This is a genomic window from Pseudomonas sp. UBA6276 (genome assembly GCF_002438365.1).
Taxonomy (GTDB): domain Bacteria; phylum Pseudomonadota; class Gammaproteobacteria; order Pseudomonadales; family Pseudomonadaceae; genus Aquipseudomonas; species Aquipseudomonas coleopterorum.
The window spans coordinates 53,599-66,280 of record NZ_DJUS01000068.1 but is presented as its reverse complement, the minus strand read 5'-3'; the positions used below and the strand labels follow the sequence as shown (position 1 = coordinate 66,280).

Sequence of the window (12,682 nt, the reverse complement as noted above, 5' to 3'; positions counted from 1 at the left end):
TCGTCGTCGGGCGTTTCAATGATGGCCTCTTCGCCCTTGGAATCATGGGGTGAAGAGGCCATGCCGCTTCAGTCCATCAGACGTACTTGCGCTTTTCCGGAGCCGGAGGGAAGTACTGGTAGAGCCAGGTTTCGCTCAACGTGCGCCCCTGGGTCTTGATGAACAAACGCATGTCCACCGGATCGACGCTGTCGCTGGTGGGGTACCAGTCGAACAGTACGCGGAAGCCCTTGATGTCCGGCAACTCCAATACCTGAATGTCCTGCACCTTGCCGCCCGAGGCCGTAATGATGGGTTCGATCGGTGTTTTCAGCGACTCCAGCCCGCCGCCGGTGAAGTCCACGGCGAACCGTCGTGCCCAGACGTTGGGGTAATGCTCGCCCGGCGCCCAGCCTTCGGTGAAACCACCCATCCCGGAGCGCGTTGCCGCGACACGCGCAAGGGGCGTGCCGACCGGTGCCAGGGCGCTCCAGTACAGCTTGTAGCCGAAATTCAGGGAGTTGCCGGCCTTCACCGGGTTCTTGGGTGTCCAGAAGGCAACGATGTTGTCCATGGTTTCGCCGGTGGTCGGCAGCTCCACCAGATCGATGGCGCCTTCGCCCCAGGCGGTGGTCGGCTCGACCCACAGGCTCGGCCGCTTGTGGTACCAATCGACCGTATCTTGATAGTTGCTGAAGTTGTGGTCGGTCTGGATCAGGCCGAAGCCTTTCGGATCGACATCGGCGAAGGCGTTGAAACGCACACGGTCCGGGTTGTTCAGCGGTCGACAGATCCATTCGCCATTGCCGCGCCACATGGCCAGGCGATCCGAATCGTGGATCTGTGGATGAATGGTGTCGCACATGCGCCGCTCGTGGTTGCCGCAACTGAACATGCTGGTCATCGGTGCCACACCCAGTTGCTCGATGTCTTGACGCGCGTTGATGTGCGCATCGATGTCCATGACCACGCGCTCTGCCTGGCAATCGATGTCGAAGCGATAGGCGCCGGTGGCACTCGGTGAGTCGAGCAGGGCGTAGACCACGAAGCGGGTGCTGTCCTTGCTTGGCGTTTCGAACCAGAACTTGGTGAAGTCGGGAAACTCTTCCTGCTTCTTGGCATAGGTGTCGATCGCCAGGCCGCGCGCGGACAGACCGTACTGGCCGGTGGCATCGACGGCGCGGAAGTAGCTGGCGCCGAGGAAGGAGACCACGTCGTGGCGTTCGAGGTTAGGCGCCTTGAACAGCTTGAAGCCGGCGAAGCCCAGGTCGCCCTTGAGCTGCGAAGTGTCGACCGTGGTGTTCTGGTAGTTGAACAACGGCGGATGGAAATGCACTTCGCGCGCCTGCTTGCGCTCGGCATCGACGCTGTACATGCGCACCGGGGTGCGGAAGCCCATGCCGACGTGGAAGAACTGCACGTCCAGTTGGCCCTTGAGGTCGTTCCACAACGAATGGTTGGCGTCGTAGCCAATCGCATTGAATTGCTGTGGCGTCATGTTGGCCAGGGTCGGGGGCAGGGTCTGCTTGTTGCTGACATAGGCCTGTGCGGCCAGGCTCTTGGCCTGGGCCTTGAGCATGTCGAAGCTGAACGGCTCGGCTTCGCCATCGGCGGTGGCCGCCAGGGCCTGGGCGGCGAACAGCCCGGTGCCCGACAGTCCGGTATAGGCCGCAAGGGCCATCGACGCTTTCAGAAGGTGTCTGCGGTGCATAGATAACCTGTTCTGAATCAACCTCGGTCGCTCCAAGCGACCTGCGAGGCTCAAATGGGAAGGTTTGGGCCTGCCTTGTCCAAACGCAGCGAACTGTACACAGATACCGGAATGACCGATGTGTTCGCAAACTCCTGTAAAAAAGTTTTCCGAATATGTCCCCGTCGGCCCCTCGATTGACCGTTGTGGTCGATCATTTGTGCAACATCCCGAAGCAAATCACCATTCGAGCCAAGCAACGGAATGCCCTTACTCTCGTCAAACGTTTCTCCCATTGACGAGACCAAAAAATGAACACGCGTGGCTTGCTCGACCAGTTGTTCAAATCCGGCCAGGAGCTGCTGAAGAACAAAAGCGGCGGTGGCTCTTCACCCTTGGGTGGCGCCGGTGGTGGTGCCAGTGGTGTCGCCGGTGCGCTCGGCGGTCTGCTTTCTGGTAAAGGCGGCGCGGGCGGCGCGTTGGGTGGCCTGTTGTCCGGCGGCAAGGGCGCGCTGACCGGTGGCGCCATGGGCCTGCTGCTCGGCAACAAGAGCGCACGCAAGTACGGCGGCAAGGCGTTGGCCTATGGTGGCCTGGCAGCGTTGGGCGTCATTGCCTACAAGGCCTATGGCAACTGGCAGGCCCAGCAGCAGAGCGCGCCACGTGGCGAGCCGCAGACGGTCGACCGGGTGCCACCCCAGCAGGTCGAGGAGCACAGCCAGGCCATCCTCAAGGCGCTGGTCGCGGCAGCCAAGTCCGACGGCCATGTGGACGAGCGCGAACGTGAACTGATCGAAGGCGAGTTCACCCGTCTGGATTCGGACAACGAGTTGCAGCAGTGGCTACACGCCGAATTGAACAAGCCGCTGGATCCGGTGGACGTAGCGCACGCTGCCAAGACCCCGGAGATTGCCGCCGAGATGTACATCGCCAGCGTGATGATGGTGGATCAGGAGCACTTCATGGAGCGAGCCTACCTGGACGAACTGGCCAAGCAGCTGTCCCTTGACCCTGCGCTGAAGCTGGAACTGGAAAAGCAGGTTCGTCAGGCCGAAGCCGAGGTCGCGTGAGGTGAATAGACGGGTTGAACGGAGGGCGTCACCGTTCATCTGCCGATCACGACGTCGGTCGGCAATAGTTATGCGTTGATCACGTAGCAACTGGCATTACCCTCGCTGATGAACGAAAGTTGAGCAACAGCACGAAATCGCCTGAGGTAGGGCTATACTCAGGCGATTTTTCGTTTGTGCTGTAGGAATTTTCGAGGGTTGACTGTGAAGAACTGGTCCTTGCGCCACCGCATCCTGGCGAGTTTCGCCGTTGTCATCGCAATCATGCTGTTGATGGTCGTGGTGTCCTATTCACGTCTGCAGACCATCGAGACCAACGAAACCAAGGTGCGCACCGACAGTGTGCCGGGCGTGGTGTTCAGCTCCATGATCCGCAGTGCCTGGGTGGACAGCTACGTCTATACCCAGCAACTGGTGGGCCTGAGCTATCAGCGCGAGCTGATCACGGCCGACGAGGAGCAGTACAAGAGCTTCGCCGAGCGCCTGACCCAGCAGATGGCCAATTACCGCAGCACCGTCCAGGACAGCGAAGACCAAGCCGCTTTCGAAGAATTCGAGCGGATGCGCGTGACCTATGAAAAAACCTTGGCCGACGTGCTGGAAGCCTATCGCCTGCGCAAGTTCAGCGAAGCCCAGCAGATGGCCATCGACGACCTGACGCCAGCCTGGGTCGCCGGGCGCAAGCAACTCAACACCTTGATCGATCGCAATCGCGAGGGGGCCGAGAAGGCCACTTCGGCCATCGACTCCTCGGTGGCCGCGGCCAAGGTCAGCCTGGTGATTTCCCTTCTGGTGGCAATCATCGTCGCCGGTGTGTGCGGGCTGTGGCTGCTGCGCACCATCATGGCGCCCATGCAGAAGATCGTGCGGATCCTGGAGGTCATGCGCAACGGCGACCTGAGCACTCGCCTGAGCCTGGCGCGCAAGGACGAATTCAACGAGGTCGAGCTGGGCTTCAACGACATGATGACCGAGCTCACCGCGCTGGTGGCCCAGGCGCAGCGATCGTCGGTGCAGGTCACCACCTCGGTGACCGAAATCGCCGCAACGTCCAAGCAGCAACAGGCCACGGCGACCGAAACCGCCGCCACAACTACTGAGATCGGCGCTACTTCGCGAGAGATCGCTGCCACCTCGCGCGATCTGGTGCGGACCATGGGTGAGGTCACTTCGGCAGCCGACCAGGCGTCCTCCCTGGCCGGCTCCGGTCAGCAGGGTCTGGCGCGCATGGAAGAAACCATGCATCAGGTCATGGGCGCTGCGGAGCTGGTCAACGCCAAGCTGGCGATCCTCAACGAGAAGGCCGGCAACATCAACCAAGTGGTGGTGACCATCGTCAAGGTGGCGGACCAGACCAACCTGCTGTCGCTCAACGCTGCCATCGAGGCCGAGAAGGCCGGCGAGTACGGTCGCGGCTTTGCGGTGGTCGCCACCGAAGTACGCCGTCTCGCCGACCAGACCGCCGTGGCCACCTATGACATCGAGCAGATGGTGCGCGAGATCCAGTCGGCGGTTTCGGCCGGGGTCATGGGCATGGACAAGTTTTCCGAGGAGGTGCGCCGCGGCATGTTCGAGGTGCAGCAGGTCGGCGATCAGCTGTCGCAGATCATCGGCCAGGTGCAGGCCTTGGCGCCGCGCGTGCTGATGGTCAACGAGGGCATGCAGGCGCAGGCCACCGGTGCCGAACAGATCAACCATGCCTTGGCGCAGTTGGGCGATGCCAGCAGTCAGACGGTGGAATCGCTGCGTCAGGCCAGCTTTGCCATCGACGAGCTGAGCCAGGTCGCCACCGGACTGCGCGGCGGCGTCTCGCGCTTCAAAGTCTGATGGGCGCGATGCCGATCGCCGCGCGCAACAAGCTGTTCCTGCTGTTTCGCATCGCACAGGAGCGCTTCGCGCTGGATGCGCTGGAAGTGGCGGAGGTTTTGCCGTTGCTGCCACTCAAGCCGGTCCCGCAGGCGCCGGCGTGGGTGGCCGGTGTATTCGCCCATCGCGGTCGTGTGGTGCCGGTGCTGGACGTCAGCGCGTTGAGCTTTGGCGTCCCAGCAGTGCGCCGCACCAGTACGCGTCTGGTGCTGGTGCACTACCCGAATGACCAGGCCGGTCCTCAGGCTCGTCTGGGGCTGATCGTCGAATTCGCCAGCGAAACGCTGCGCTGCGACCCACGCGACTTCAAACCCAGTGGTGTGCATAACCGTGCCACGCCCTACCTGGGGCCAGTGCGCGAAGACAGTCAGGGTCTGTTGCAATGGTTGCGCGTGCAGGATCTGCTCGAACCGGCCGTGCGCGAACTGCTCTTTGCCCCGCAGTTGGCGGCCTCGGTCGTGGAGGAGGGCGCGCGATGAGCGACGACCAGCGCTTCGTGCGTTTTCTGCGTGACCGCATCGGTCTGGATGTGGCGTCGGTAGGTCCGGCGTTGATCGAACGCGCGGTCGCGCAGCGCAGCCAGGCAGCGCATGCCCCGAACCTGGATGCCTACTGGACGCTGTTGCAGGGCTCGGCAGCAGAGCAGCAGGCGTTGATCGAGGCGGTCATCGTTCCGGAAACCTGGTTCATGCGCTACCCCGAATCCTTCGCCGCGCTGTGCAAGGTCGCCAAGGCGCGCCTCGCCGAACGGCCCGGCGTGCCGCTGCGCATTCTCAGCCTGCCCTGTTCGACGGGCGAGGAGCCTTATTCGATCGCCATGGCCTTGCTCGATGCCGGGCTGGCGCCGGAGCAGTTCAGCGTGGACGGCGTGGACATCAGCCCACTCTCGGTGAGCCGGGCGACACGGGCGATCTATGGGCGCAATTCGTTTCGCGGAGCGCCGCTGACATTTCGCGATCGACATTTTGCGCCGACGGACGAAGGTTACCTGCTCGCCCCCCAAGTTCGCGCGCAAGTGCGCCTTCAGGTGGGCAACATTCTCGATCCGCTGTTGCTGGGCGGCGAGCGCGCCTATGACTTCGTGTTCTGTCGCAACCTGCTGATCTATTTCGACCTGCCGACCCAGCAGCAGGTGTTCGAAGTGCTGAAGAAACTGACTCACGAAGACGGCGCACTGTTCATCGGTCCGGCCGAGGGCAGTCTGCTGGCGCGATTGGGCATGCGCCCGATCGGCATCGCACAATCGTTCGCCTTCGTCCGCGATCGTCAGGTCGCGCCTGCGCCCACGCCCTTGGCCCCTGCGCCGGCGCGGTTGCAGATGCCGATCAAGCTGCTGCCCGAACCGGGCCGACAGCCGCTGCGTACCCGCACGCGGGTGCTGGCGCTGCCGGTGGCCAATACGGCTGAAACGGTAGCCAACGACGGCACAGCCTTGCTTGCGCAGATCGCCAGACTCGCCAACGAAGGTAAAAGTACCGAGGCCCAGGCGGCGTGCGATGCCTACCTGCGTAGCCATGGGCCCGACCCTCAGGTGTTCTATTGGCTGGGCCTGCTCAGTGACGTCGGCGGCCAGGTGTTGCAGGCCCAAGGCTACTACCGTAAGGCGTTGTACCTCGATCCCCAGCACGCCGAGGCGTTGGCTCACCTGGCCATGCTCCTTACCGCCCAAGGCGACATCGCCGGTGCGCGGCGCCTGCAGGAGCGCGCCGCGCGCAGTGACCGGCCGCGGGCGCAGGAGCATAAACGATGAGCGCCCCGGACCTGATCGACATCGACGCCCAGCAGATCGATGACTGCTGGAACCGCATCGGCATTCATGGCGACAAATCCTGCCCACTGCTGGCTGAGCACATCCACTGCCGCAACTGCGCGGTGTACGCCTCGGCGGCGGTCCGTCTGCTGGACCGCTACGCTTTGGATCGCCAGCATGCGCCTCTGCATTACAGCGAAGCGGCAGGAAGGGTCGAAAGCAAATCCCTGGTTCTGTTTCGCTTGGCCGATGAGTGGCTGGCGTTGGCCACCCGCTGCCTGGTGGAAGTGGCGCCGGTGCAGGCCGTGCATTCGCTGCCGCACCAGCGTTCGCGGGCGTTGCGCGGCGTTGCCAACGTACGCGGCGCGCTGGTGCCGTGTCTGGCGTTGGAGGAGCTGTTGGGCATCGACACCCAACACGCCACCCCAGCCGTCTCCGCGCGGGTCATGCCGCGTATGCTGATCATCGCCATAGACGGCGGCTCGGTGGTGGTGCCGGTGGAGGAAGTGGACGGTATCCATCGCATCGATCTGGTCGAGCTCGAACAAGCTTCCACGGCCACGACCCAGGCGGGCGCACGGTACACTCAGGGCGTTCTGCCATTTCGCGGGCGCAGCGTGCGCCTGCTCGACGACACGGCGCTGCTGCAGGCCATGAACCGGAGCCTGACATGACCCCGGAGCAGATGCGCGACGCCTCGTTGCTGGAACTGTTCAGCCTGGAAGCCGAGGCCCAGACCCAGGTGCTTAATGCCGGGCTGTTGGCCCTGGAGCGCAACCCGACCCAGGCCGATCAACTGGAAGCGTGCATGCGCGCGGCCCACTCGCTCAAGGGCGCCGCGCGCATCGTCGGCCTGGACGCCGGAGTGCGCGTGGCCCACGTCATGGAAGATTGCCTGGTAGCGGCCCAGGAGCGGCGCGTGTACCTGATGGCCGAGCACATCGATGCGCTGCTGCTGGGCACCGATTTGCTGATGCGTATCGGCACGCCCGGTGCCGGCGCGCCCGGCACGCACGATATCGATGCCTACGTGGCGCAGATGGCGGCGGTGATGGATCCGTTGGCCGCCGCCGCAGCGCAGCTCTCGCCCACGGTGCCACCGGCTGCACCTGCGCCGGCCGAGCTACCCATGGAGACCCCGCCCGAGGCGCCCCCCGTCGCCGAACTGGCGGACGCAACGCCCGCCTTGGACGATTTCGTGGCCGAACTCCCGGCGAACCGGGCACGCCGGGTCAGTGACACCGGCGAGCGGGTATTGCGGGTCACGGCGGAACGTTTGAACAGCCTGCTGGACCTGTCGAGCAAGTCGCTGGTGGAAACCCAACGCCTCAAGCCCTATCTGCTGACCATGCAGCGTCTCAAGCGCATGCAGGCGCAGAGCATCCGTGCGCTCGGCGGCCTTGCCGAACAATTGCAGCTCGAAGGGCAGAGCGCCGAGGTGCGCGACGCCTTGGCGCAGGCCCAGTCGCTGCTGGATCAGACCCAGCAGATGCTGCTGCAGCAGACTGCGGAACTGGATGATTTCGGCTGGCAGGCCAGCCAGCGCGCGCAGTTGTTGTACGACACGGCGCTGGCCTGTCGCATGCGCCCGTTCGCCGACATGCTGGGTGGTCAGGAACGCATGGTCCGCGACCTGGGCCGCTCGCTGGGCAAGCAGGTGCGGCTGGACATCGAAGGCGAGAAGACCCAAGTCGACCGTGACGTTCTGGAAAAACTCGAAGCGCCGCTGACCCACCTGCTGCGCAACGCCGTCGATCACGGTATCGAAACCCCCGAGCATCGCCTGCTGGCTGGCAAGCCTGCCGAAGGCCGGGTGGTGCTGCGCGCCTCCCATCAGGCAGGCTTGCTGGTGCTGGACCTGAGCGACGACGGCGGTGGGGTCGATCTGGCTGCGCTGCGCCGCAGCATTGTCCAGCGCGGCTTGTCGGCCGCCGATACGGTGGAGCAGCTCAGTGAAGAGGAGCTGCTCAGCTTTCTGTTCCTGCCTGGTTTCAGCATGCGCGACACGGTCACCGAGGTCTCGGGCCGAGGCGTCGGGCTGGATGCGGTGTTGCACCTGATTCGCCAGCTGCGCGGCTCGGTCGAGCTTATTCAGGTGCCGGGGCAGGGCAGCCGTTTTCACATCGAGGTGCCGCTGACCCTGTCGGTGGTACGCAGTCTGGCGGTGGAAGTGGGCGGCGAGGCGTACGCGTTTCCGCTGGCACACATCGAACACACCATGGACCTGCCGGCCGAGGACATCATCCAGCTCGAAGGCCGCCAGCACTTCTGGTTCCAGGACCGTCATGTCGGCCTGGTGGCCGCCAGTCAGCTGTTGCAGCGGCCGTCCGGTCAAGGCAACGAGGCGACCGTCAAGGTCGTGGTGATCCGCGACCGCGAAGCGATCTACGGCGTGGCCGTGGAACGCTTCATCGGCGAGCGCACGCTGGTCGTGCTGCCGTTGGACGCGCGCTTGGGCAAGGTCCAGGATATTTCCGCCGGTGCCTTGCTCGACGACGGCTCGGTAGTGCTGATCATCGACGTCGAAGACATGTTCCGCTCGGTGGAGAAGCTGCTCAATACCGGTCGCCTGGAGCGCATCGACAAACGCAGCCAGCAGGCCGAAGCGGCGCGCAAGCGGGTGCTGGTGGTGGATGACTCGCTGACTGTCCGCGAGCTGCAACGCAAGCTGCTCAGCCATCGCGGTTACGATGTGGCCGTGGCCGTCGACGGCATGGATGGCTGGAATGCCTTGCGCAGCGAAGACTTCGACCTGCTGATCACCGACATCGACATGCCGCGTATGGACGGCATCGAACTGGTGACCCTGCTGCGCCGCGACAGCCGCTTGCAGTCGTTGCCGGTCATGGTGGTTTCCTACAAGGACCGCGAAGAGGACCGCCGCCGCGGCCTCGACGCCGGGGCCGATTATTACTTGGCCAAGGCCAGTTTCCACGATGATGCCTTGCTCGATGCGGTGGTTGAGTTGATTGGAGGAGCGCGGGGATGAGGATCGCCATCGTCAATGACATGCCCATGGCCGTGGAAGCGTTGCGTCGGGCGATCGCGCTGGAGCCGTCCCACGAGGTGGTGTGGGTGGCCAGCAACGGCCGCGAAGCGGTCGAGCGCTGCCAGACCGTAACCCCGGACCTGATCCTGATGGATCTGATCATGCCCGTGATGGACGGCGTGGAAGCCACTCGGCAGATCATGGCCAACACCCCGTGCGCCATCGTCATCGTCACGGTCGACCGCCAGCAGAACGTTCATCGTGTCTTCGAGGCCATGGGCCACGGTGCCCTGGATGTGGTCGATACCCCCACGCTGGGTGTCGGCGACGCTCGCGAGGCTGCGGCGCCGTTGTTGCGCAAGATCTTCAACATCGGTTGGCTGGTGGGACAGCGCAGCCCGGCGGTGCGCAGCGAGTTGCCGCTGCCGCGCGCGAGCGGGATGCGACAGAAACTGGTGGCCATCGGCTCGTCGGCCGGCGGCCCCGCCGCGCTGGAAATCCTGCTCAAGGGATTGCCGCGCGATTACCCGGCGGCCATCGTTCTGGTCCAGCATGTGGACCAGGTATTCGCCGCCGGAATGGCCGAGTGGTTGAGCAGTGCCTCGGGCCTGCCAGTGCGCCTGGCGCGGGACGGTGAGACCCCTCAGGCTGGCACTGTGCTACTGGCTGGCACCAATCATCATATTCGTCTGCTGAAAAATGGTACCTTAACCTACACGGCAGAACCGGTGGACGAGATCTACCGACCTTCCATAGATGTTTTTTTCCGTAGTGTGGCGCAATTCTGGAACGGCGACGCCGTGGGCGTGTTGCTCACCGGCATGGGCCGCGACGGCGCGCAGGGCTTGAAGTCGATGCGTCAGCGCGGTTACCTGACCATCGCCCAGGACCAGCTCAGCAGCGCCGTCTATGGAATGCCGAAAGCGGCGGCGGCCATTGATGCAGCTGTTGAAATTCGTCCGCTCGAGCGGATCGCACCCCGACTGATGGACGTATTTTCACGATGAACTCGAGCCACGGCGCAGGCAGTATCCAGGTGACAAACCATGATTGATCTACAGATCGAAGCCTTCAGGTCCAACGACAACAACAAGTCGATGGTACTTCTGGTGGACGACCAGGCCATGATTGGTGAAGCCATCCGTCGCAGTCTCAGCGACGAAGCCAATATCGACTTCCACTTTTGTGCTGATCCGCAGCAGGCCATCAACCAGGCCATGCGAATCAAGCCGACCGTCATCCTCCAGGACCTGATCATGCCGGGCCTGGATGGCCTGTCGCTGGTGCGCGACTATCGCAATCACCCGGCGACCCAGGACATCCCGATCATCGTCCTGTCGACTAAAGAGGACCCTCTGATCAAGAGCGCCGCCTTTGCCGCAGGCGCCAATGATTACCTGGTCAAGCTGCCTGACACCATCGAGCTGGTGGCGCGCATTCGCTACCACTCCAAGTCGTACCTGACGCTCCTGCAGCGTGACGAGGCCTACCGCGCGCTGCGCGTGAGCCAGCAGCAGCTGCTGGATACCAATCTGGTCCTGCAGCGGCTGATGAACTCCGACGGCCTGACCGCGCTGTCCAACCGCCGTCACTTCGACGAGTACCTGGAGCTGGAATGGCGTCGTGCGATGCGCGACAAGACCCAGCTGTCGCTGCTGATGATCGACGTCGACTACTTCAAGTCCTACAACGACAACTTCGGCCATCTGGCGGGCGACGAAGCCCTGCGCCGCGTGGCCGATGCCATCCGCCACTCGAGCAATCGCTCCAGCGACTTGCCGGCGCGCTACGGCGGCGAAGAGTTCGCGCTGGTGCTGCCGGGCACCTCGCCTGGCGGTGCCCGGCTGGTCGCCGAGAAGCTGCGCCAGACCATCGCCGCCCTGAACATCCCGCACATCGCGCCCCAGGCCGACGCCTGCCTGACGGTGAGCATCGGCCTGGCGACCATGACGCCGCAGCAGTCCAGTCATTGCCGCGAGCTGATCCTGGCTGCGGACAAGGGGCTGTATACCGCCAAGCACAATGGACGCAATCAGGTGGTAGTGGGCGAGCAGGAGTAGGGCGTCGGTTTCGGTTGGCCTCTTCGCGAGCTCTCTGCCCGCGAATAGGCCGACGGGTCAACCCAAAAAAAACACCCATCCCCAGCTCGACGGGCTGCTGTCCATGGCCGGCTGCGTTATACTCTCCGGCTTTTCACACGTTACGCACGAGAGCTGCCCGCCATGGAAATCAACCCGATCCTTAACAGCATCAAGGACCTGTCCGANNGGGGGTATCTTTGACTACGATCAAAAGCATGAGCGTCTGACCGAAGTCAATCGCGAGCTTGAAGATCCTGCTGTCTGGAACAACCCTGCCTACGCCCAGGAACTGGGTCGCGAACGTTCGCTGCTGGCGCAGATCGTCGACACCCTCGACGAAATGAACGCCGGCCTGAGCGACGCCAAAGACCTGCTGCAAATGGCTGCCGAAGAAGAAGACCAGGGCGCCGTCGACGACGTGTCCGCCGAGGTCGAGCGCCTGCGCGCCCAGCTCGAGAAGCTGGAATTCCGTCGCATGTTCAGCGGTGAAATGGACGCCAACAACGCCTACCTGGACATCCAGGCCGGCTCCGGCGGCACCGAAGCCCAGGACTGGGCCAACATCCTGCTGCGCATGTACCTGCGCTGGGCCGACAAGCGCGGCTTCGACACCACCATCATGGAACTGTCGGCCGGTGAAGTCGCCGGTATCAAGGGTGCGACCCTGCACATCAAGGGCGAGTACGCCTTCGGTTGGCTGCGTACCGAGATCGGCGTGCACCGCTTGGTGCGCAAAAGCCCGTTCGACTCCGGCAACCGTCGCCATACCTCTTTCTCGGCGGTGTTCGTCTCGCCGGAAATCGATGACAACATCGAGATCGACATCAACCCGGCCGATCTGCGTATCGACACCTACCGTTCCTCCGGTGCCGGTGGTCAGCACGTCAACACCACCGATTCGGCGGTGCGTATCACCCACGTGCCGACCAACACCGTGGTCAGCTGCCAGAACGAACGTTCGCAGCATGCCAACAAGGACACGGCGATGAAGATGTTGCGTGCACGCCTGTACGAACAGGAAGTGCAGAAGCGCAACGCCGCCTCGCAGGCGATGGAAGACAGCAAGTCGGACATCGGCTGGGGTCACCAGATTCGCTCCTATGTGCTCGATGCCTCGCGGATCAAGGATCTGCGCACCAACATCGAACGCAGCGACTGTGACAAGGTGCTTGACGGCGACATCGACGAATACCTCGAAGCCAGCTTGAAACAAGGGCTGTAACACCGCCGGACAGGCCGATGCATCATCCGCATCGG

Annotated in this window: 10 protein-coding genes; 9 read left to right on the top strand and 1 reads right to left on the bottom strand. The window is 63.6% G+C overall.

All coding sequences use genetic code 11. From position 1 onward, the window contains the following. Positions 1 to 76: 76 nt before the first annotated feature. Positions 77 to 1,690 (bottom strand): glucan biosynthesis protein D, encoded by a 1,614-nt coding sequence (locus tag B2V21_RS08145; protein ID WP_286916553.1) that lies wholly within the window; start codon positions 1,688 to 1,690, stop codon positions 77 to 79. Positions 1,691 to 1,980: 290 nt separating this feature from the next. On the opposite strand from B2V21_RS08145, the gene B2V21_RS08140 reads away from it, so the two are divergent. The 9 genes from B2V21_RS08140 (at position 1,981) to prfB (ending at position 12,647) form a co-directional block, all read left to right on the top strand. Continuing rightward, positions 1,981 to 2,739, top strand: a complete 759-nt coding sequence (locus B2V21_RS08140; protein WP_286916552.1) for a tellurite resistance TerB family protein — start codon at positions 1,981 to 1,983, stop codon at positions 2,737 to 2,739. A 204-nt stretch (positions 2,740 to 2,943) separates the two neighbouring features. Continuing rightward, positions 2,944 to 4,566 (top strand): methyl-accepting chemotaxis protein, encoded by a 1,623-nt coding sequence (locus B2V21_RS08135; protein WP_056844297.1) that lies wholly within the window; start codon positions 2,944 to 2,946, stop codon positions 4,564 to 4,566. A gap of 8 nt (positions 4,567 to 4,574) precedes the next feature. Next, a complete protein-coding gene (locus B2V21_RS08130; RefSeq protein ID WP_286916551.1) occupies positions 4,575 to 5,084 on the top strand; it encodes a chemotaxis protein CheW in 510 nt (169 codons plus the stop codon). Beyond that, complete coding sequence (locus B2V21_RS08125) at positions 5,081 to 6,355, top strand: CheR family methyltransferase (RefSeq protein WP_286916550.1); 1,275 nt, start codon at positions 5,081 to 5,083, stop codon at positions 6,353 to 6,355. The genes B2V21_RS08130 and B2V21_RS08125 overlap by 4 nt, the downstream gene beginning before the upstream one ends. Then, positions 6,352 to 7,029, top strand: coding sequence for a chemotaxis protein CheW (locus tag B2V21_RS08120; RefSeq protein WP_286916549.1), 678 nt, complete (start codon positions 6,352 to 6,354; stop codon positions 7,027 to 7,029). Before B2V21_RS08125 ends, B2V21_RS08120 begins: the two co-directional genes overlap by 4 nt. Continuing rightward, positions 7,026 to 9,344, top strand: a complete 2,319-nt coding sequence (locus tag B2V21_RS08115) for a hybrid sensor histidine kinase/response regulator (protein WP_286916548.1) — start codon at positions 7,026 to 7,028, stop codon at positions 9,342 to 9,344. The genes B2V21_RS08120 and B2V21_RS08115 overlap by 4 nt, the downstream gene beginning before the upstream one ends. Further along, positions 9,341 to 10,351 carry a chemotaxis response regulator protein-glutamate methylesterase gene (locus tag B2V21_RS08110; RefSeq protein ID WP_056844225.1) on the top strand — a complete coding sequence of 337 codons (1,011 nt, stop codon included), beginning with the start codon at positions 9,341 to 9,343 and terminating at the stop codon, positions 10,349 to 10,351. Before B2V21_RS08115 ends, B2V21_RS08110 begins: the two co-directional genes overlap by 4 nt. A 39-nt stretch (positions 10,352 to 10,390) precedes the next feature. Next, the gene (locus B2V21_RS08105) at positions 10,391 to 11,404 is read left to right on the top strand and encodes a diguanylate cyclase (protein WP_049861292.1); all 1,014 of its coding nucleotides are present in this window, start codon (positions 10,391 to 10,393) and stop codon (positions 11,402 to 11,404) included. Positions 11,405 to 11,566: 162 nt separating this feature from the next. After that, positions 11,567 to 12,647 (top strand): peptide chain release factor 2 gene (prfB, locus tag B2V21_RS08100; protein WP_286916547.1). Its coding sequence is split into 2 segments (ribosomal slippage): positions 11,567 to 11,623 and positions 11,625 to 12,647, totalling 1,080 coding nucleotides; the frame shifts between segments, so codons are not numbered across the junction. The last annotated feature ends 35 nt before the right edge of the window (positions 12,648 to 12,682 follow it).

What these genes read in the sequence shown, in the direction of transcription:
- B2V21_RS08145 (WP_286916553.1), bottom strand. Translation starts at nt 1,690, where the DNA reads ATGCACCGCAGACACCTTCTGAAAGCGTCGATGGCCCTTGCGGCCTAT.
- B2V21_RS08115 (WP_286916548.1), top strand. Translation starts at nt 7,026, where the DNA reads ATGACCCCGGAGCAGATGCGCGACGCCTCGTTGCTGGAACTGTTCAGC.
- B2V21_RS08125 (WP_286916550.1), top strand. Translation starts at nt 5,081, where the DNA reads ATGAGCGACGACCAGCGCTTCGTGCGTTTTCTGCGTGACCGCATCGGT.
- B2V21_RS08130 (WP_286916551.1), top strand. Translation starts at nt 4,575, where the DNA reads ATGCCGATCGCCGCGCGCAACAAGCTGTTCCTGCTGTTTCGCATCGCA.
- B2V21_RS08105 (WP_049861292.1), top strand. Translation starts at nt 10,391, where the DNA reads ATGATTGATCTACAGATCGAAGCCTTCAGGTCCAACGACAACAACAAG.
- B2V21_RS08110 (WP_056844225.1), top strand. Translation starts at nt 9,341, where the DNA reads ATGAGGATCGCCATCGTCAATGACATGCCCATGGCCGTGGAAGCGTTG.
- B2V21_RS08140 (WP_286916552.1), top strand. Translation starts at nt 1,981, where the DNA reads ATGAACACGCGTGGCTTGCTCGACCAGTTGTTCAAATCCGGCCAGGAG.
- B2V21_RS08120 (WP_286916549.1), top strand. Translation starts at nt 6,352, where the DNA reads ATGAGCGCCCCGGACCTGATCGACATCGACGCCCAGCAGATCGATGAC.